Source organism: Paenibacillus glucanolyticus, from assembly GCF_037333485.1.
Classification (GTDB): Bacteria; Bacillota; Bacilli; order Paenibacillales; family Paenibacillaceae; genus Paenibacillus_AQ; species Paenibacillus_AQ glucanolyticus.
Genome location: NZ_CP147845.1, coordinates 4,807,991 through 4,824,968 on the forward strand (window position 1 = coordinate 4,807,991; position 16,978 = coordinate 4,824,968).

The 16,978-nt window shown below is 51.2% G+C and carries 14 protein-coding genes and 1 other annotated feature; of the genes, 2 read left to right on the forward strand and 12 right to left on the reverse strand.

All coding sequences use genetic code 11. The annotated features are described in order from the left end of the window. Positions 1-49: 49 nt before the first annotated feature. The 3 genes from WDY75_RS22655 to gpr all read right to left on the reverse strand — a co-directional run bounded on the left by WDY75_RS22655 (position 50) and on the right by gpr (position 3,061). On the reverse strand, positions 50-460 hold the full coding sequence (locus tag WDY75_RS22655) for a hypothetical protein (RefSeq protein ID WP_063478935.1): 411 nt from the start codon (positions 458-460) through the stop codon (positions 50-52). A gap of 60 nt (positions 461-520) precedes the next feature. Next, on the reverse strand, positions 521-1,891 hold the full coding sequence (locus tag WDY75_RS22660) for a stage II sporulation protein P (RefSeq protein ID WP_063478934.1): 1,371 nt from the start codon (positions 1,889-1,891) through the stop codon (positions 521-523). A 168-nt stretch (positions 1,892-2,059) separates the two neighbouring features. Beyond that, positions 2,060-3,061, reverse strand: a complete 1,002-nt coding sequence (gpr, locus tag WDY75_RS22665) for a GPR endopeptidase (protein WP_036644484.1) — start codon at positions 3,059-3,061, stop codon at positions 2,060-2,062. Between the two features lie 162 nt (positions 3,062-3,223). Here gpr and rpsT point away from each other — a divergent pair, with 162 nt between their 5' ends. After that, positions 3,224-3,496, forward strand: a complete 273-nt coding sequence (gene rpsT / locus WDY75_RS22670) for a 30S ribosomal protein S20 (RefSeq protein ID WP_006208995.1) — start codon at positions 3,224-3,226, stop codon at positions 3,494-3,496. A gap of 146 nt (positions 3,497-3,642) precedes the next feature. On the opposite strand, the gene holA is transcribed toward rpsT, so the two are convergent. The 6 genes from holA to WDY75_RS22700 all read right to left on the reverse strand — a co-directional run bounded on the left by holA (position 3,643) and on the right by WDY75_RS22700 (position 11,119). Continuing rightward, positions 3,643-4,662, reverse strand: a complete 1,020-nt coding sequence (gene holA, locus WDY75_RS22675) for a DNA polymerase III subunit delta (RefSeq protein ID WP_063478933.1) — start codon at positions 4,660-4,662, stop codon at positions 3,643-3,645. A gap of 393 nt (positions 4,663-5,055) precedes the next feature. Beyond that, on the reverse strand, positions 5,056-6,303 hold the full coding sequence (locus WDY75_RS22680; RefSeq protein ID WP_063478932.1) for a zf-HC2 domain-containing protein: 1,248 nt from the start codon (positions 6,301-6,303) through the stop codon (positions 5,056-5,058). Further along, the gene (locus tag WDY75_RS22685; protein WP_036644490.1) at positions 6,300-6,848 is read right to left on the reverse strand and encodes an RNA polymerase sigma factor; all 549 of its coding nucleotides are present in this window, start codon (positions 6,846-6,848) and stop codon (positions 6,300-6,302) included. The genes WDY75_RS22680 and WDY75_RS22685 overlap by 4 nt, the downstream gene beginning before the upstream one ends. Before the next feature lie 184 nt (positions 6,849-7,032). After that, positions 7,033-9,687, reverse strand: coding sequence for a ComEC/Rec2 family competence protein (locus WDY75_RS22690; RefSeq protein WP_063478931.1), 2,655 nt, complete (start codon positions 9,685-9,687; stop codon positions 7,033-7,035). 196 nt (positions 9,688-9,883) lie between these two features. Then, positions 9,884-10,402, reverse strand: a complete 519-nt coding sequence (locus tag WDY75_RS22695; protein WP_006208991.1) for a deoxycytidylate deaminase — start codon at positions 10,400-10,402, stop codon at positions 9,884-9,886. Positions 10,403-10,450: 48 nt separating this feature from the next. Then, complete coding sequence (locus tag WDY75_RS22700; RefSeq protein ID WP_063478930.1) at positions 10,451-11,119, reverse strand: ComEA family DNA-binding protein; 669 nt, start codon at positions 11,117-11,119, stop codon at positions 10,451-10,453. A gap of 173 nt (positions 11,120-11,292) precedes the next feature. Between WDY75_RS22700 and comER the strand changes: the two genes are divergently transcribed. After that, on the forward strand, positions 11,293-12,135 hold the full coding sequence (comER, locus tag WDY75_RS22705; protein ID WP_063478929.1) for a late competence protein ComER: 843 nt from the start codon (positions 11,293-11,295) through the stop codon (positions 12,133-12,135). Here comER and leuS read toward each other — a convergent pair. From leuS to WDY75_RS22720, 3 genes are all read right to left on the reverse strand, one after another. Further along, positions 12,116-14,557 (reverse strand): leucine--tRNA ligase, encoded by a 2,442-nt coding sequence (leuS, locus tag WDY75_RS22710; protein ID WP_063478928.1) that lies wholly within the window; start codon positions 14,555-14,557, stop codon positions 12,116-12,118. The genes comER and leuS overlap by 20 nt on opposite strands. Before the next feature lie 88 nt (positions 14,558-14,645). Next, positions 14,646-14,902, reverse strand: a binding site (T-box leader). A gap of 40 nt (positions 14,903-14,942) precedes the next feature. Then, positions 14,943-15,827, reverse strand: a complete 885-nt coding sequence (locus tag WDY75_RS22715; protein WP_006208987.1) for an AraC family transcriptional regulator — start codon at positions 15,825-15,827, stop codon at positions 14,943-14,945. Between the two features lie 65 nt (positions 15,828-15,892). Then, a complete protein-coding gene (locus tag WDY75_RS22720; RefSeq protein WP_063478927.1) occupies positions 15,893-16,978 on the reverse strand; it encodes a Gfo/Idh/MocA family protein in 1,086 nt (361 codons plus the stop codon).

The window sequence follows — 16,978 nt, forward strand, 5'->3', positions numbered from 1 at the left end:
TATTATACCAGTTGAGGGGATGCACAGCAATGCTGAGAAAAAGGTGAATTTAATCCGTGATGGATCCGAACATCGACACCACCCAGCGTATGCTCTGGTCAGACAGCTGCTGGAGCAGTCCTGCCGTCTTGTCCGCAAGCACATCCGCAGGCGGTTTTGAGCGTTCGGGCAGCAGAATATCGCTGGGTGACGGCTCGAATTCAGGCTCCGATGCACGGACTTCCTGTTCCTGAGCCGTGGACTCTGATGCCGCCGGGGTCTTGCGCGTCCCTCCCCAGCCATTCCCTCGGGTTGTCTCGCCTTGCGTCTCTTGAACATGGCCTTGCTGCACATTCTGCACAGCTGAAACGCCGTCTGCCGGTACAGGCGCTCTTGACCCTCCAAGCTGCATGCCGACCAATATGCCGATGCCTGTCCAAATGATAAGAGCCACAAACCGTTTCCCCATTCTTGACATCATAAGTCCCCCTCCGATTTCACGTGTGCTCTGCCCTGTATTTGCCAAGGCAGCTTTCAGAACTTAGCCTGCCTTGGCTGCTTTACGCTCAGTGTCCGCAGTGCCGCTTTCTTTGGTTGGCGCTGAAGCGGCACGTTTGTTCGCTGGATCACTGTCTTTTTTCACGCTGGCTTTCTGGGCCTCCTGCTCCTGCCAATACACATCTGCAATAATATCCGCCAACGCTTCAGACGTACGCTGTAATTCTTCCTTGGTGTTGTCGATCCCGCCGATTTCGATCAGGATGCTGTTCGGTGACAGGGATTGGTTGTACTCCCCGTTTCCTTGATCTGCGGATTTGCCCCACACGCCCCGTGAGACGCCGGGATAGGATTTCTCAAGCTTGGCATTGATTTTACTTGCAAACTCCTCGTTCTTTCTCCAGTTCTCGTTCGCATGACCGATAATGAAGTAGACCTTGGCGTAGTTCAAACCGTTCACGGTGGCTGTTGTTTTGTTGTAACGCTGCGAATCGCGGTGGATATCGATCAGATAGTTGATGCCGTCATTCTGGGACATGGCTTCCATGACCATCTGGCGGGAGTATTTATAGGAATAGTTGTAGTTGTACCCCGGTACGGTAGATTGATAGTCACTCTTGTCATGCAGGGTGCCAATCCCGTTGGCCTCAAGTCTTTTGCTTAGAAAACTGCCCACCAGCATAACGTTTTTGCTCGGCGATACCGCCCCCGGATTATCGGATGGATGCGTGAGCAGCGGGTTATAGGCCTCCTGCGGATGCGAATGATAGATTAATACAGCCTTCTTGCCGCCTGTGGTTTTACCGTCCTTGGATGTGTTTCCAGGTTCATTCTTGCTGCCAGGCTCTTCCTCGGCCCCTTGATCCGGCCCGTCTTCACCGCCTATGCCGTTGTCGCCCTGCTCTCCTTGCGGCGGTTCCTCGCCCGTAACCCCCGGGTTCTCTTCCGGCTGTTCCGCTGCAGGATCCGGCCGGTAGTCCGCCGGGGCTTCGCCATCCTCATTGCCAGAGCCGTGGGACAGCTGTACCGGTTGATTGGCCTTCATACCCGGAAGCTCACCCGCGAGAAGGCTTTTTGGATCTTTGGGATTCACACTCGTGAGCAGTTCAAAGACGAAGGTCGACATTTTATCCCCGGAGAAACTTGAAGTCTCTTTCGAAGCCGTCATATGCGGCATTTCCATTCCGATCATATCAATGAAAAAGTGGCTTGATAGGGAAGCGGCCAAACCTTTCATCGACGACACAGGCGAGGAATTCATCCGTTGCTCCGCCATCCCGCCGAGCCCTAGTAAAATAAAAAATATAAGAGAGCCCAGCATTAATATGACTAATGTTCGCCCCATGCTCAGACCTTCCATCACCTTGCGTTTCAGTCGGGCAATATTCCATATACGAAACTTGCGATTGTTCATAACGAAGTCCTCCTCGGTTCGCCGGGAGCTATCAGGCCATCTACTCGCCGTTCCCGCGACTCTGTAATCTCTTATATTCCAAATCTATGAACCGAGGAGAATCGATAGAACTAGATCCATGGAAAAATATAAAAGCTCCGATAGATTCGGAGCTTTTATAGATTGGAGCTAGTGGGTGTACGCCCCCACATTACCGGGATCCACGGCCTCATGGAGCGCCGCGTTTAACCCCGATGCCACGATATTGGCAATATCCTCGATAAACTCGTCAATTTCCTTCGGCGTAACGATAAGGTCGTGGCCCAAAGGCTCCAGTACTTCCTTCACGAGCGCAAGCCGCTCCGCCTCCGATATATCATGGAGCATGCCCATGATCTTCCCGGTCTCCGGTGCTCCCTCGCCGAAATGTGACTTCATCATTTCAATCGCATTATTTACGATAGTGGAGGCATAACAGACCGTTGGCACTCCAATCGCAATGCAGGGGACGCCGAGTATGTCCTGCGTCAGACCCTTGCGTTTGTTGCCAACGCCCGAGCCGGGATGGATTCCGATATCCGCAATCTGAATGGTCGTGTTAACCCGCTCCAGTGAACGCGAAGCCAGTGCATCAATAGCAATGATCAGGTCGGGACGGGTCTGCTCCACAATGCCTTGCACCGTTTCGCTTGATTCAATCCCCGTCAGACCGAGGACGCCGGGTGCAACCGCACTGACCTGGCGATAGCCTGGCGCTACACGATCAGGCATGAGCTCAAAAAACTGACGGGTCACCATCACATTCTCGACAACGAGTGGTCCCAGCGAATCCGGGGTTACATTCCAGTTGCCAAGCCCCACAATCAACACACTCGCCTTAGGTCCGATTCCGATTCGAGACATAAACGCCTCAAACTCGCGTGCGAACACAACCGATACCTGATCCTGCAGCTCTGTATCTCCCTTGCGGAGATCGGGAACTTCCAATGTGACGTAGTGACCCTTCACTCTTCCGATCTTTTGGGAGGCAGCTTCGTTCTCTACGTCAAGCCTCGTAATCTTGATTCCGTCCTCCTGAACCACATCTTCCAGCAAACCCGGAATGGCTGGACTGCCTGCGCCACCGGCCAGTTCTCTAGATTCCACCGCGAGGTCCGTTCGGACCGAATATTTTTGAAGATCCAGATCCATCTAAATTCACACTCCTCCTCATATTGCTAATAGTGTGCGAGAGTAGGGGGGAGTTTATGCAGAAGTCCGAATGAGTATTGCTTTTTGTCCACCCCCATGCTAAAATATTTTAAGTTGTGAATCATTTCGCTCTATTGAAATGCCTTACAGGAGGTGAATGTAATGCCAAACATCAAATCCGCGATTAAACGTGTAAAGACAAGTGACAAACGCCACGCGCTTAACATTTCTCAGAAATCCGCGCTTCGCACAGCTGTTAAAACTGCTGACGTAGCGTTGAACGGTACAGAAATCGAAGCTGCTAAAGCTGCTTTCCAAGCTGCTTCCAAAAAGCTTGATAAAGCCGTTACGAAGGGCCTGATCCATAAAAACGCAGCTGCCCGCAAGAAATCCCGTCTGGCGAAAAGACTGAACGCTCTTACGGCTCAAGCGTAAGTAACGTTTGTTGAATACGACATTGAAAAAGCCCTGAACAGTTCACGCTGCTCAGGGCTTTTTGTGGAGATAAAAGGAGCATACGCTAGTGATAGCCGCACGCTCCGATCTCGCAATAACATTCAGGTGTGTCGTTGAACAAATGACTATGCTCCAAGCCTTAATAGAAACAATTCAATCCCCAGCACCTTATCCACAGCCCCGGTCTTCATCTGATAATCCAGATTAGCCAGATGGTTCAGTATGCCTTCCAGACGAGCCGTCTCAAACTTACGGGCCTGTTCTCCGGCAATCTTCACCGCATAGGGATGCAGTCCGATCGTGGATGCAATCTGCTGCTGCGAGTAGCTTTGGGTGGATAAGGTCTTCACTTGCAGAATGATTCGGAATTGCCTTGTGATCAATGCAGCAATCTTGATCGGCTCCTCGCGTTGTTTCAACAGCTCGTAATAAATACCGAGTGCCTTGTCCATCCGGAGATTTGCGATATCCTCGACCAATGCAAACACATTCTGTTCCGTGCTTCGAGCCACCAGCATATCCACGGTTGCGATATCAATGCTTCCGCCTGAACCCGCGTATAAACACAGCTTCTCGATCTCGCCCGACAAGGACTGCAGGCTGGTTCCGGCATTACGAACAATCGCTTCAGCCGCACCCTCACGCAGTGTGCAGCCGCTTTGCTTCACCTGCTTGTCCACCCAGCGGAGCAGCTCTTCCCCGCCTAAAGGCATGAAGGACAGCGCTACACCTGTCTTCTTCACGGCTTTAACTACCTTTTTGCGCTCATCCAGCTTCTCTTGGCCCACCATAAAGACAATCACACTATAATCAGCAGGATTGGTCAAATAATCCAGCAGTGCCTCTGGACGATGATCCACTTTCCCGTTATCTTTTGCAGCGGTAAAAAAAGACGTATCCCGGACAAATATCAATTTTTTCTGAACCATAAAAGGAACCGTCTCCGCCTCTTCCACAACGGCTTGAATCGAAGCTTCCCCTAAATCCATATGAATCAGGGCAAAATCACGGTCTTCTTTCGGGATCAGCTGGGCTTCCAGAAATTCGGCGAATTCCTTCATTTGAAATTTCTCGCTGCCGTACAGCAAATAGACGGAAGACACATCTCCCTGCTTGACCGCCTTGGCCGCCGCTTTGGCATCCATCGGCGTCCCCCCTTTCTACACTGTACACTATACCAAAAAAGAGGGCCCAAAAGCGATAGATGACCGGCAGAATTATGAGATCTGCTTTTTGAACAAACGGCAACAAAACTAGAAGGATTTCGCAAATCATCATCAACTCGCTTGCGATATCAAATCTTGCGGCAATTGGATGTCCAATCAATCCGGAGTCCTCAAAAAAACAAAGAGACCTCGGCTTTAGCAGCGGCAAGGTCCCTTCGTCCCAACACATCTATATAAACGCCGGCAAGAATGCTCTAGAAACACCCCGCCGCCGGTCATACGACTGTGGTTGGTATAATGCTCTCTCTAATATATAGTGTATTCATATCTCCCGGCATTGGTGCGCCGATTTCATTATCTATATATATATTTCTATTGCTTCGGCTTCTTCTGTTGTGTGGCAGCAGGCGGCTCGGTCTTCTCTATGGAATAAACAGATTCAACCAATTCGCTGTTCATCTGCACTTTGTACTTAAACGTCAAGCCATCCTCAGACCATTGACCGGATACCCATTTGCCGCTGAGTGGAATCTTCTCAAGTGTTTCCATCGCTTCTGGCGACGTATTGCTTCCCGAAGGCAGCCGATAAATGACCAGCTGATCCAGCTCCAGCGAAGCCCTGTACAGACCGTCCGGAGATGACCATTGCTCCGGCATCATCGCAATTCCCATTGACCGTTCGGAAGATTCAGCACTTCCGGCTCCTGCATCTGCTGAAGGATCATTGCTTGGAGACAGCGTCTCTGGCTTCGTATCCGCCGACTCGGAAGGCGGGGTCTGCCCATTCACTCCCTCATTATTCTGTTGAGGTTCACTGGCTGGAGGGGCAGACGGACTTGTAGCATTGCTTTTCGGTACCTCATTGTTGCTCGTTGCAGGTTGTTCTGGCGCTTGAGGTACCCCTTCATTGTCCTTTTTCACGGAAGCATCGGGTGCCGGCGTTTCTTCCCCAGTTTCCTTAGGGGCGTCCGACGGCTCAGCTGTTCCCTTGGTTTCATTCGGATCCGGATCGGATTCGGTTGACGATTCCAACGCCGAGCTTTGAGTGCTGTCGGAAGGGTCGCTCCCCTCCTTCTCCGTGCTATTGGCCGCTGTACCGCCATCGGTAAACAGCTGCGGCGTACCTTGATCCTGGATCTCGGTCGATTCCTCTGTCGATCCAGCGCTTGTCGTACTTGCCTCTTCATATGGAATTTCCGCATCGGATAACATCTTCGGCTCATTATTGAATATGGCAACGCCAAGTATAAGCACTGCGGCAGCAGCTCCGATGGCCGTTCTCCCGCCAACCGTACTCCACCAGCTGCCTGCACGTCGTGGACGCCGAATTTCCGGCATCATCTCTGCAGGCTCCTGGTTTTTTACGGCTGGGGGTATGACAAGGTTATGGCGATCACGGTCAATAGCATCAAGTCTCGGCATGATAGCATCTACCAGACTGACAGGCGGGGTTACGGCCGGAAGATCCTCAAGCTCTCTATTCAATGATTTCAATATATTAAAGGTCTCCGCACACATGGGACACAGAGCAATATGCTGATACATTTCGGCCGTCTCATCGGAAGTAAGGTCCCGGTCCAAATACCGGTGCATACGTTCCACCACCTCTTGGCAATTCATCCTGATACACCACCTTTCTGATGCTCTTGGAGCATATTCTGCAGCTGCTGCCTGGCCCTGAACAAATAGGATTTCACCGTATTGAGCGGGAGGTTCAGACAATCAGCGATTTCGTTGTAGGATAGGTCCTGCAAATATCTTAAGACAATGACGGTGCGATGATGATCCGGGAGTTGATTAATGGCCTCCTGGATATCCTGAGCGAGATAACCCGACATCACTTCCCGTTCTACATCGAGATTATCCCGAAACACCAGATCATGTTCATCGATGGAAACCGTCGGCTTCGTTCTGCGGAATTTATCAATGCATATGTTGGTTACAATTCGCTGGACCCATGTCTTGAACTGGGCCTTCTCCTCGTAGGAGTTAATCTTCGTATATACGCGTATTAGTGCTTCCTGGGCTGCATCCATGGCATCCTGTTCATTGTTTAAAATATAATAAGCAGTTCGGTAAACATGTTGCTCAATTTCTCGCAATAGGGTGATTAGAGCGTCGCGATCGCCCGATTGAGCGGCTCTTATGAGTCCCTGCTCCACCACAGTGGATCCCCCTCTCCCTGCATACATACAGACGGATAGAATAAAAAAATGTTGCAGTATGTAACCTATTATTTTTTTCAGGAAACTTCATCTAACTATACCAAATATAAAGTTTATAGTCATCTGCTGCAATTTCCTATATAGATCATACTACGATTCCGGGTCTCAAGGACAGCCGTGCGCATTATGGAAGCTTCGTGCGGATCTCAATATGGTTCTCCTTCATCCTCATCTGGACTTCACCATGAAGATTGGTCTGATAGATGATCGACCCGGACCGTTCCAGCCGTCCTACCACATCCGTATGCGGATGCCCGTACATATTGTTAACACCAGCAGAAATTACCGCCGTCCTCGGCTTCCAAGCATTCAGCCATGCCGCCGATGTCGAGGTTTTGCTTCCATGATGGGCAACCTTCATGACATCAACCGGGTTATCGGCTTGGAGTCCCGATCCTTCGTGCAGCAGTTCCTCCAGATGCAGCAATATTTTCTGTTCGGCAGCCTGATCCGTATCTCCGGTAAATAACACTCGGCTTCCATTCATCTGAAGGACAAATACTAGTGAAGCATGATTCTGTTCCTTAATCAACGGTAATGAATTTATGGTTTCTCCACTTTCTGGGAAAATAGGGAACAAAAATTGTATGTCCGTGTACTTGTCAACCTTCCAGGGTCCCCGCTCGGCGCCAGCCTGATATATCGGAACATTCCGTTGTACGGCAGTTGACATCAGCTCCCGGAAGGAGTCAGAGTCGGCCAAGGTCCCGTTAAAAACAACCGATTTCACAGGAATTTCCTTCAGTACGGCCAAGAGACCACCAATATGATCCTGATCACCATGCGTCATAATGACGGCCTCAAGCTGGTGAACCCCCCTTTTTTTTAACAAAGGCACCACCACTTTCTCTCCCACTTCGAACGGCGCTTTTCTTTCCTTCCAGGCATCCTTTTCCTTGCGAAAATTCACCGTTCCGCCGCCGTCAATAAGAATATGCTTGCCTTCCGGAGTTGTTACCAAAATCGAATCCCCTTGTCCAACGTCCAAAAATTGCACCAGACCTGCCCCACCCATGGAAGGGGATTGATATCCGGTATACAGCAGTGCACCCAAAACCACGGACAGCAGCATGATCACGGATCTTACCGCATAGCGCTCGATATAATGACTTGTTGTAATGAACCCCCTCCATCGCAACGAGCCAGCCCATTGATCCACAAGCGGAAACACGGCAGCCGGTTCAGATAAGTCTGCTCTGCTGTTCAAGGAATCACGACCTTCCAACGGAACCGTGTCATCGGAGTTATTCATCGCTGCTCCTTGATGCTCTGACTTCTTCTTCACAATCGAGAGCAGTACATACAGGACAACATAGTACACCAATATCCATGCCAGCGAAGGAGATGGCCACAACGTCATAAAAGCAGAGGAGGCATTCATCCATTCAACGATACGAAATGTCAGCTGATTCAGCCATTCGGTTATATTCGCCAGCCAGCCTGCTCCCCGCATCCATACCCAGCTGAGCAGCAGGGACACCATCCCTAACGGGAGAACGATCAGACTTATGACGGGAACGAGAATCAAATTTGCGATGACAGACAGGAGCGATACCTGATTGAAATAATAAATCGTGAGCGGAAAAGAGATGAGCTGAGCCACCACCGTAATGCCTACAGTGCCCGCAAGCCAGCGGGGCATAAATCTCAGCAGCGGCATCAGCTTTGGCACGAAAATCATCAAGCCTGCAGTCACGATGAACGAGAGCTGGAAGCTGACGTTGACAAGAAAATACGGGTTCCACAGCAGCATGGCAAGTGCCGCAGCACTAAGAATATGCAATCCGTCCTTCAACAGCCTTCGCCTCGCAGCATACAAGCCGATCATGCCCATGATTCCCGCACGGACGATGGAGGGACTCGCCCCGGTAAGCAAAACATAGACCGGTATCAGCCACATGACCACGGTGAGCGAAGTCTCTCGCGTCATTCGAAGGGTCGTGCACAAGAATAAGAGACAGCCTACAACCACGGCAACATGCATGCCTGATATCGCAAGAATATGTGTTAAACCCAAGCGGGAGAACTCCATAAATGTATCGGGATCCAGATCATCCTGACTGCCAATAACAAGTCCCTTCATATAACCTGCATGAACTCCGGTGTATAATTGCTCCAGCTTGCCGCCGAGTGTATCTCGGGCAGAATCATTCCACCTGAGAATATGGCTTAAGCTCCAGCCGTCAGGTGGTGTGATCTGCGCTTGGTCGGCGCCCTTGACCTTGATGATCCAATGCATATTCTGAGTGCGCAAATATTGAAGATAATCAAAACCGTCAAAATTTCGCGCTTCACCCGGTTTTTGCAGTTCTCCGGTTAACTGTATATGATCTCCGCGCTGCCACTGGCCTACTATATCCAGCTCGGACTTGTCCAATAATCTGACTTGAACCATAACGACATCATGCGTCTTTAGATCCTGGTCATTGTCCTGGTGAGCATGAGTTTTCATGTGGGTTAATGTAGACTGCCTGAAACCAAGATCAGCCTTCTGCAGCGAAACTTTGAAATCGGCCCTGTCTCCATCCACCTCCACAGGCGAAGAAATCACGCCCTGTGCGGTCACAGGATAAGTATCCACTGTCTCTGCTGCGGGAAGTCGCAATTCCAAATCACTTACATTTAACGCGTCGTGCCATTCCCAGTAGATGGTAGAACAACACAACGAGCACAGCATGCAGAACACAAACAAAGGTCCCGTGCGTCCCCAATGACATACAGCCAGCAGCAGGAGCATCAGCCCGGCAGCAATCAGGGCCAGTCTCCATCCATCGTACATACATGCAGCCCCGCTGCCCATAACCCATATAACAGTAAACACAAGTAACGGCCTTCGCCTCATAATTGGTATATCCTTTCGTTGTCATAACAAAAAAAGAACCTGTGCCTGCATATCGCAGCCAAAGGTTCTTCCTTTGTGACTTCCTATTTCGCATCCTATTTCATAGAAATATTACGTAGACATCCTTCACGCATCATTCCGCTACAGTCATTAATGTCTCTCGTGGGGGCTCGTACGACTCAAGCTGCCGGAACAAAATCCCCTTCTGTTCCATCATGCGAGACACCTTGCCCGAATCCTTCGGATACGAGCGGTGGAATACCACTTCGACAATGCCGCTGTTAGCCAGCATATTCGCACAGGTCCAGCAAGGCTCATCGGTCACATAGACCGTGCTGCCTTCCCTGTCGATCCGGTCTGTGAACAGCAGCAGGTTTTGTTCGGCATGAATGGTGCGGATACAGCGCTGTTTTTTCACCATGCGCTCCTGGCCATCCTGCACAACCAACTCGTAATCCTCCGCTATCATACAGCCTGCTTCCGAGCAGTCAGGAACCCCCATCGGCGCGCCGTTGTATGCTGTACCGAGCAGCTTTTTCCCCTGCACCAGCACCGCCCCAACATGACGCCGCGGGCATTGGGAGCGGGTAGAAACCATAAAGGCAATATCCATGAAATACGTATCCCAATCTTTACGTTGATCTGCACTCATCATCTGTCACCTGTTTCTTATCGATATCTCCTTTATTGTAGCACATAGCTAAAGTCCAACGTAAGGCTTCATCTTCTCCAGCATTTTGGGTCCAATGCCTTTGACATTCATTAAATCCGCTATACTCCGAAAAGGCCCAAACTGCTTCCGGTAATCGATGATGGCCTGGGCCTTGGCTTCCCCGATGCCGGGGAGTTCCATCAGAGTCGCTGCATCCGCCGTGTTCACATTAATCAATCCGGACTGTACCGAAGACGACGGCGAATCCACGGCAGACTCACTAGCAGAAGCTCGTTGCTGCGTCTGCAGAGCGCCACCATCGGTCTGGGAGGAACCCGAAGAGGATTCGGGCTGGACAGAAGCCGGAGGCGACGTTTCGCCTGGGGAACCGCTTACGGTAGCAGCACCTTGGCTGCTGCTTAGTGAGAGATCCTTCGTGTTGCCCGCAGGCTCGCTTCCTGTATCAGGGTCCGCCTTCTTCGCAGCATCAGGAACGTCACCAGCCTCTGCTGGAGCAGCATCTTCCACGGCCCCGTTCCGGGAGTTCGCGGAGGACGTCTTCATTCCCTTTTCTCCTTCAACCCCCACCACTTGCTCCAGTTGGTCGTTTAACGGCTGCCAGCCCTCAATCCCCTTGTCGGTGCCGCCTGCAAACAAAATGAATCCGCAACCTGCGATGGTTGCCGCAAGACTCCAACCTAATGATATCCGTTTCATTCATGACCTCTCCTTATCATAAAAATTCATATCCATTGCGTTCAAAAACAGAATACTTGCATTCTCTCACCGAAATCACATGAAAAACCGTCATGAATCGGCATCTTCCCCGCATACATTAACTTAAGGACGGTACATTTCTGCCGTAAAGCGCGAAAGGAGGGAACGTACACATGAAGGTCGGTTTTATCGGTACGGGCAGCATGGGAAGTCTGTTGATCGAAGCCTTCATTCAATCGGGCGCACTCCTGCCTGAGCAGATTCGAGTCAGCAACCGAAGTCCTGAAAAGGCGCAGAAGCTGGCAAAGCAACATCCCGGTTTGACTGTATGCAGCTCTAACACAGAGACAGCTTCACAGAGCGACCTGTTCTTCTTATGTGTCAAGCCGCTGGAGTTTAAAACGGTCATCAGCGAGATCAAAGATCAGCTGGAAGCCCGGCAAATCGCGATATCCATCACGAGTCCGGTGCAACTGATCCATTTGGAATCAACGCTGCCATGCAAGGTGGCGAAAATCATACCGAGCATCACCAACATTACCGGAGGCGGAGCATCGTTATGTATGTATGGTTCCCGAATAAAAGAAGAAGACAGGCAGCTTATAGAAAGCCTCCTGTCTTATATCAGCAGGCCGCTCGAGATACTGGAATCGCACACGCGAATCACTTCCGATTTCTCCAGCTGCGGGCCTGCTTTTTTAAGTTTATTCATGGAAAAATGGATCGACGCTGCCGTTGAAATGACCGGTATCGACCGTAAGACCCTCAATGCATTAGCCGGTGAAATGCTGCTTGGCACCGGCAAGCTGCTAACGGAGGAGGGCTTCTCCCCCGAGCAGCTGCAAGAGCGGGTGGCGGTTCCCGGAGGCATCACCGCCCAGGCTTTGACACTGCTTGAGTCAAACCTGAACGGACTGTTCTACCAATTGATCCAGACCACACACGACAAATATGAGGAGGATCTGGCAAAACTGGATGCTGCCTTCGGTTTTACGATTAACCGGCCACGATATTGACCAGTTTACCCGGTACGGCAATGATTTTGCGTACACTCTTTCCTTCCAGCGCCTGCTTGACATTCGGAAGGGAGAGGCTATGTTGTTGCATGGCTTCTTGATCCATGTCTTTCGCGATTTTGGCACGTTCTACGATTTTGCCGTTGACTTGAACAACAATCTCAACTTCTGCCTCTACGGTCCAAGCCTCGTCAAAATCAGGCCATGGCTCATAGGTTACACTCTCGCTGTAGCCTAAACGGCTCCACAGCTCTTCAGCCAGGTGAGGCGCAAGCGGGGAAAGCAGTTGAACGAAGCTCTTCATGGCCTTCCGTGGAAGCTCATCCGTCTTGTATCCCTCGTTGATGAATATCATCAGCTGGCTGATTGCTGTGTTAAAGCGCAGATGCTCGAAATCATCGGTCACTTTCTTGATCGTTTTGTGCAGCGTACGTTTGAATTCGTCCGTACCCTCGCCCTCAACGATTCTAGGATTCAATTGACCGTCGTCACCGATGAACAGGCGCCATACACGGGAGAGGAAGCGATGCGTTCCCTCAACGCCGTTAGTGTTCCATGGCTTGGTCGCTTCCAGCGGCCCCATGAACATCTCGTATACGCGCAGCGTATCGGCTCCATACTCGTTAACGATGTCATCCGGATTGATGACATTGCCACGGGATTTACTCATTTTTTCATTATTGTTGCCAAGAATCATGCCCTGATTGACAAGCTTCTGGAATGGCTCCTTCGTATCAACAACACCCAGGTCATACAATACTTTGTGCCAGAAGCGCGCATACAGCAAGTGAAGCACGGCATGCTCCACGCCACCGATGTACAAGTCAACCGGAAGCCACTCCTTCTGCTTCTCCTTGGAGCACAATTCATCATGGTTGTCAGGATCGATGTAACGCAGATAATACCAGCAGCTGCCTGCCCATTGCGGCATCGTATTGGTCTCGCGGCGGGCTTTCATGCCGGTTTCAGGATCTACCGTTTCCACCCACTCCGTAACGTTAGCCAGCGGTGATTCACCGGTACCGGACGGCTTGATCTGATCGACATCTGGGAGAAGCAGCGGAAGCTGATCCTCCGGCACGGTCTTCATCGTTCCGTCTTCCAGATGCAGGATCGGAATCGGCTCGCCCCAATAGCGCTGACGGCTGAACAGCCAGTCACGCAGACGGTAAGTTACCTTCTTCTGACCCTTTCCCTCTTTTTCCAGCCATTCATTCATCGCTTGAATAGCCGCTTCATTATCCAGCCCGTTCAGGAAACCGGAATTCACATGCTCGCCACTGCCGGTGTAGGCTTCCTCTTCAACATTTCCACCCTGAACGACTTCAATAATCGGAAGACCAAACTGTTTGGCAAATTCCCAGTCACGGCTGTCGTGACCCGGAACCGCCATAATGGCTCCTGTTCCGTAACCTGCCAGCACATAGTCCGCAATCCAGATCGGCACTTTAGCGCCGCTCACCGGATTAATGGCGTATGCTCCGGTAAAGACACCGGTTTTGTCTTTTGCCAAATCCGTCCGCTCCAGATCACTTTTACGGGAAGCCTGAACTTGATAAGCCTTGACCGCTTCGCGCTGATCCGCTGACGTAATTTTGTCCACGAGGTCATGCTCCGGTGCCAGCACACAGTAGGTAGCGCCGAACAGTGTATCCGGGCGGGTTGTAAATACCTCCAGATGGCCATCGTAACCCTCGATGTCAAAACGAACCTCGGCACCCGTGGATTTGCCAATCCAATTGCGCTGCATATCCTTCAGGCTTTCGCTCCAGTCCAGCTCATCCAGATCCTCAAGCAGGCGTTCTGCATATTCGGTAATACGCAGAATCCATTGACGCATCGGCTTGCGAACGACCGGATGTCCTCCGCGCTCACTCTTGCCATCGATGACCTCTTCGTTCGCCAGCACGGTACCGAGTGCTTCGCACCAGTTAACCGGCACTTCAGCCACATAAGCCAAGCCGCGGTTATAGAGCTGGATAAAGATCCACTGGGTCCATTTGAAATATTCCGGATCGGTGGTGCTGATCTCCCGGTCCCAGTCATACGAGAATCCGAGGGATTTGATCTGGCGCCGGAACGTATCGATATTTTGCACGGTGAACTCGCGGGGATGCTTGCCTGTGTCCATCGCATACTGTTCTGCAGGGAGTCCGAAAGCATCCCATCCCATGGGATGCAGCACATTGTAACCTCGCATCCGTTTGTAACGGGACACGATATCTGTTGCCGTGTATCCTTCCGGATGCCCTACATGCAGGCCTACGCCGGATGGATATGGGAACATATCCAGTGCGTAAAACTTCGGTTTGGATGATGCCTCTTCGGTTTTAAACGTTTTTTTCTCGTCCCAGTACTGCTGCCACTTCGGTTCGATGGCCTGCGGGATATAGCCGTGGCCGGTTGTCTGATTGTCCGTCATACTTCAATGCTCCTCCTTCACATTCGAGAGACAAGGCCTGATGCCATTGTCCAAAAACAAAAAAACCTCATCATCCATAGCGTTGATCGCTAGGGACGAGAGGTTTGATTCCCGTGGTACCACCCTAGTTAGCCAAAGGCATACTTTGCCTTTCACTCCCTTTGCATCCTTATCGCGGATGAGACGACAATGCTTCATCGGCCAGTTGCTGAAATAGCCATTCAGCGGCCGGGTTAACATCATTGCTCCGAGGCGAGTTCATTCCTATCGTCAACCGGTTTTCACCAAACACCGGCTCTCTGCATGATCGAATGCGGAAGTACTAATCCTCATCATCGCTTTCATATTACCATTTTAATGTGGCTATTATACCCAAAATGTACGATCAAGTCAACGAAAGTTCATCTCCGCTCCTGCGGTAATGCTCCGGTGTCGTTCCGACCATTGATTTGAACATCCGGCTGAAATGAGCCAGATGCTTAAACCCGGATGCCTGGCTGACCTCCGTTATGCTCAGATAAGGGTGAAGCCGCAGTAAAATTTTAGCCTGGTTGATCCGCCGGTGATACAAATATTTAAACACCGTTGTTCCCGTCACCTCCTTGAATAAGGAGGATAGATAATGCTTGGTAATATGCATATCGCGGGCGATTCTCTCCAGCGTCAGATCGTGCATATAATTTTCCTCGACAAACGATACCACATGCTGGACATGCCGCTCCTTCTCTGAGATCGAGTCCTGACCCTGTACAGCGGCCTGACACCAGCCTGCAATGACGTACATCAGCTCCTGGATGCGCAAGGTCATGCGTTCCTGGCGGTAGTGGGTCGTGGACGCTGACAGGCGATGAATATCGGCCAGCAGGGCCTCGAACTCTTCCCGATTGGTCCCGGTTAGGGTCATACGATGATTCCGGAGCGTATCGAAGGGATCCAGCAGGATCGTCTTGGCCGATTCCGACAGCCCCTTGCACACCCAGGCCGGGTCAAAATGCAGAATGCTTCTTACGTATCTGGAATCGGGTTCCACACTCGGACAATGAAGCGTCAAACCATTCATCAGCAGCAGATCCCCCGGCTTCAGCGCAAAGACAGAGTCACCGATTAGATAGGTGCAGCATCCCTCGTGAAAATAATAGATTTCATAAAAGGCGTGGGAATGGAATTGCCCGCTGATAAGGGGCTGTTCATTATAATAGCTCAGATCTATTGGCTCTTTCAGCTGCATCCACTCAAAGCTTGGCAGCCCTTTGGATGATGACGAGGACATAAGAGAATCGCCCCTTTAGCGGCCTGGGGTTGTAGAACCCCTGAACATCGCGGAGTTTTTCTCTATTATATATGATTTTCTTGAATGCGCACGGCTTCATTCTGAGCAATCACGCATAATTCGCCGGCCTTGAAGGCGTGCTCCTGGGACATGGCAAACTCGGTCCGTTCCAGACAATCCAGGATCAGCTCTCCGAAAAACGGATAGCCTACCTTGCCCTGCAGCTCCATATGAAACTCCCCTTCGCCGTTAACCAAATACAGATGATCGCCTTGTGGATGTCTGGCAATATCAATGTATTTACGAAGTTCGATATATCCGTCCGTTCCCAAAATAACGGTTCTTCCGTCGCCCCAGGTACCAAGGCCCCCAGGCGTCAGCCAATCGACACGGAAATAATTCGTGGCCCCATTGTCTCCGAGAAGTGTCGCATCTCCGAAATCCTCCAGCTCCGGGTAGGCCGGATTCGCATAATTGCCCACCTTGCTGCTGAGCACCTTGGCATCGCGGCAGCCTGCAAAAAACAAAAACTGCTCAATCTGGTGAGACCCGATATCGCACAATATGCCGCCATACTGCTGATGGCGGAAAAACCAGTCCGGACGGGATGGAGCATTTAAGCGGTGCGGTCCTGTTCCCATCACCTGCACCACGCGGCCGATCACGCCGTCCTGTATCAGCCGACCCGCGTGGACCGCACTCTCCACATGCAGCCGTTCACTGTAATAAACCATATACTTCCTGCCTGTCTCTGCCGCCTTTGCACGTGCCGCGCTTACCTGCTCCAGGGTGGTGAACGGCGTCTTATCGGTAAAATAATCCTTGCCGTGTGACATAACCTTCAAACCAAGCTCACATCTCTCCGATGGAATGGCGGCAGCCGCTACAAGATGAACTTCCGCATCCTCGAGCACCTGTGCCTCGGAGGAAGCGGCGGTTACGCCGGGATAGGTCTCGAGAAAAGCCGCTACCTTGGCGGGGTCTGAATCATACACCCATTTTAAAGTTGCCCCCGCTTCAATTAATCCGTTACACATGCCGTATATATGTCCGTGCTCCAGCGACATGGCGGCAAAGACAAAATCCCCGGGCTTGCACACCGGCTGGGCTTTGCCAACCGGCGCATAGAGCATTCCATTACTGCGATCCAT

Excerpts from the sequence above, each read along its gene's own strand:
- comER (WP_063478929.1), top strand. The coding sequence starts at position 11,293 with ATGAAGGTCGGTTTTATCGGTACGGGCAGCATGGGAAGTCTGTTGATC.
- WDY75_RS22720 (WP_063478927.1), bottom strand. The coding sequence starts at position 16,978 with ATGGATCGCAGTAATGGAATGCTCTATGCGCCGGTTGGCAAAGCCCAG.
- WDY75_RS22655 (WP_063478935.1), bottom strand. The coding sequence starts at position 460 with ATGATGTCAAGAATGGGGAAACGGTTTGTGGCTCTTATCATTTGGACA.
- leuS (WP_063478928.1), bottom strand. The coding sequence starts at position 14,557 with ATGACGGACAATCAGACAACCGGCCACGGCTATATCCCGCAGGCCATC.
- WDY75_RS22660 (WP_063478934.1), bottom strand. The coding sequence starts at position 1,891 with ATGAACAATCGCAAGTTTCGTATATGGAATATTGCCCGACTGAAACGC.
- WDY75_RS22700 (WP_063478930.1), bottom strand. The coding sequence starts at position 11,119 with ATGAAACGGATATCATTAGGTTGGAGTCTTGCGGCAACCATCGCAGGT.
- gpr (WP_036644484.1), bottom strand. The coding sequence starts at position 3,061 with ATGGATCTGGATCTTCAAAAATATTCGGTCCGAACGGACCTCGCGGTG.
- rpsT (WP_006208995.1), top strand. The coding sequence starts at position 3,224 with ATGCCAAACATCAAATCCGCGATTAAACGTGTAAAGACAAGTGACAAA.
- WDY75_RS22690 (WP_063478931.1), bottom strand. The coding sequence starts at position 9,687 with ATGTACGATGGATGGAGACTGGCCCTGATTGCTGCCGGGCTGATGCTC.
- WDY75_RS22695 (WP_006208991.1), bottom strand. The coding sequence starts at position 10,402 with ATGAGTGCAGATCAACGTAAAGATTGGGATACGTATTTCATGGATATT.
- WDY75_RS22680 (WP_063478932.1), bottom strand. The coding sequence starts at position 6,303 with ATGAATTGCCAAGAGGTGGTGGAACGTATGCACCGGTATTTGGACCGG.
- WDY75_RS22715 (WP_006208987.1), bottom strand. The coding sequence starts at position 15,827 with ATGTCCTCGTCATCATCCAAAGGGCTGCCAAGCTTTGAGTGGATGCAG.
- holA (WP_063478933.1), bottom strand. The coding sequence starts at position 4,662 with ATGGATGCCAAAGCGGCGGCCAAGGCGGTCAAGCAGGGAGATGTGTCT.